2 protein-coding genes are annotated in these 1,563 nt (G+C 57.4%); one reads left to right on the forward strand and one right to left on the reverse strand.

Features of this window, described 5'->3' with window-relative positions; genetic code table 11:
* On the reverse strand, positions 1–722 hold a 722-nt coding region (locus tag Q363_RS31580), incomplete at its 3' end, for an ArdC family protein (RefSeq protein ID WP_035358735.1).
* A 508-nt stretch (positions 723–1,230) separates the two neighbouring features.
* Between Q363_RS31580 and Q363_RS39730 the strand changes: the two genes are divergently transcribed.
* Positions 1,231–1,563 (forward strand): AAA family ATPase (locus tag Q363_RS39730; protein WP_157468089.1); only part of this gene is annotated, 333 nt, incomplete at its 3' end.

Below are 1,563 nucleotides of genomic sequence, written 5' to 3' on the forward strand. Positions count from 1 at the left end.
TCGGCTACCAGTTCCTCCTTGCTGTAAAGCTCATCTCCGAAGTGGTCGCCAAAGGTGCGATTGAGACGGTTTTCGTGCCCTGTGCTGTGGACCAGCTCGTGAAACAGGGTGCTGTAATAATGGGGCGCATCCACAAAGCGGCAACGGGCGGGTATGTGAACGGAATCCGTGCTTGGCCGGTAGTAAGCCCGGTACTCGGTGGTGCTGGTCAAATGCAGCGCGGGACGGTTCTCCCATCCGCTCACGATGCTTTCGCAGATTTCGTCCTCGTCGATCTCGGGCGCGGTCGTGGGCTGCTCGATCTCAGGAAGTGTGAGACCGTCGCACTGCTCCACATTGAAAACGGTGTAGTGGCAGAGAATGAAGGGGACGCGCTCGTCTTCGCCGGTGCTTTCGTCGCCTTTCCTTGCGTATTCGGGAAGCTGCTTGAAAAAGACAATCGGGGTTCCCCGCTCCCCATTGCGAACGCTGCCCTTTAGCTCCTGCGCCTGACTGAACGTAAGCCAGAATGGAGAACTGTACTGACTAGACCAAAGCAAGAGAACATTGATGCCCCGGTAGGGTTTGCCGGTGTGGAAATTGCGCGGGAACGGCCCGCCTGTGACGCGTGGAGCCGTCCACGGTTTTTCCCACGGAATCACGCCAGCCTTGAGGCTGGAAATAATGCGGTCGGTAACTGTCTGGTAGATGCTTGGCCTGCTGCTGGTGTTTGGTTTCTTCATCGTTTGCCCTCCCTTGCGGTTGCTTTTGCTTTTCATGCCGTGCGCGGCATGTACCTACATGCCGAACGCCTCCTGGCGAAGGCGGGGCGGCAAAGCGCAAGGGGAGGGGTATCTCCCATCCGGAGCAAAGCGAAGGACGAGCCGAGCGAAGGTCTGCACAAGCGCAGCGCGGAAGACTGCGGGAAACCCCTTGCGCTGCGCCAGGGCAGAGCCCTCAGCGAGGCTTGGTTTCCTTATTCGTGCGCGTCAGCGCACATGATTTTCAGGGTCGGCGTTGCGGGCAGGACACAGGCCCGTTGAGATGGGTCGCGGAAGACGGCGTTGTCGGCTGGAGCGAGGGAAGGTGCTCCTTCCCTCCAAAATGAAATGGGACCGACGGGAGGCCGGGGAGAGACTTTGCCACCTCTTTACACGAAGGCTTCTGAGCAAGTTCGGAAAGCACATCCATAATTGAGCCGAATCGAAAACAGTTGAATTGGGTTTCCGAAAGAGGCCGGTGGAGGGTATTGTGCGATTAGTTAAGGTGCGGGTTGAAGATTTCCGCAGTATCGAGGATTCTGGCGAGTTTTCTTTACATCCGGTTACTTGTCTTGTGGGCAAGAACGAGTCTGGGAAAACGGCCATCCTGAAAGCACTACAGAAACTCAAACCAGACGATCCCGCAAAAGAATCTTTTAGCGCATCCAGAGACTACCCTCGCAGGAAATGGCGGCCCGATACGCCGATCCCCAAAGATCCACCGGCGATCAAGACGATGCAGGTCCGCCGTAAAACACTCAAACCGGCGTACTGGTTCTGGATCTCGGTCCGGCCGCACCGCGACGTAATGCGCGCTGTTCCC

The organism is Edaphobacter aggregans DSM 19364 (genome assembly GCF_000745965.1).
GTDB lineage: Bacteria > Acidobacteriota > Terriglobia > Terriglobales > Acidobacteriaceae > Edaphobacter > Edaphobacter aggregans.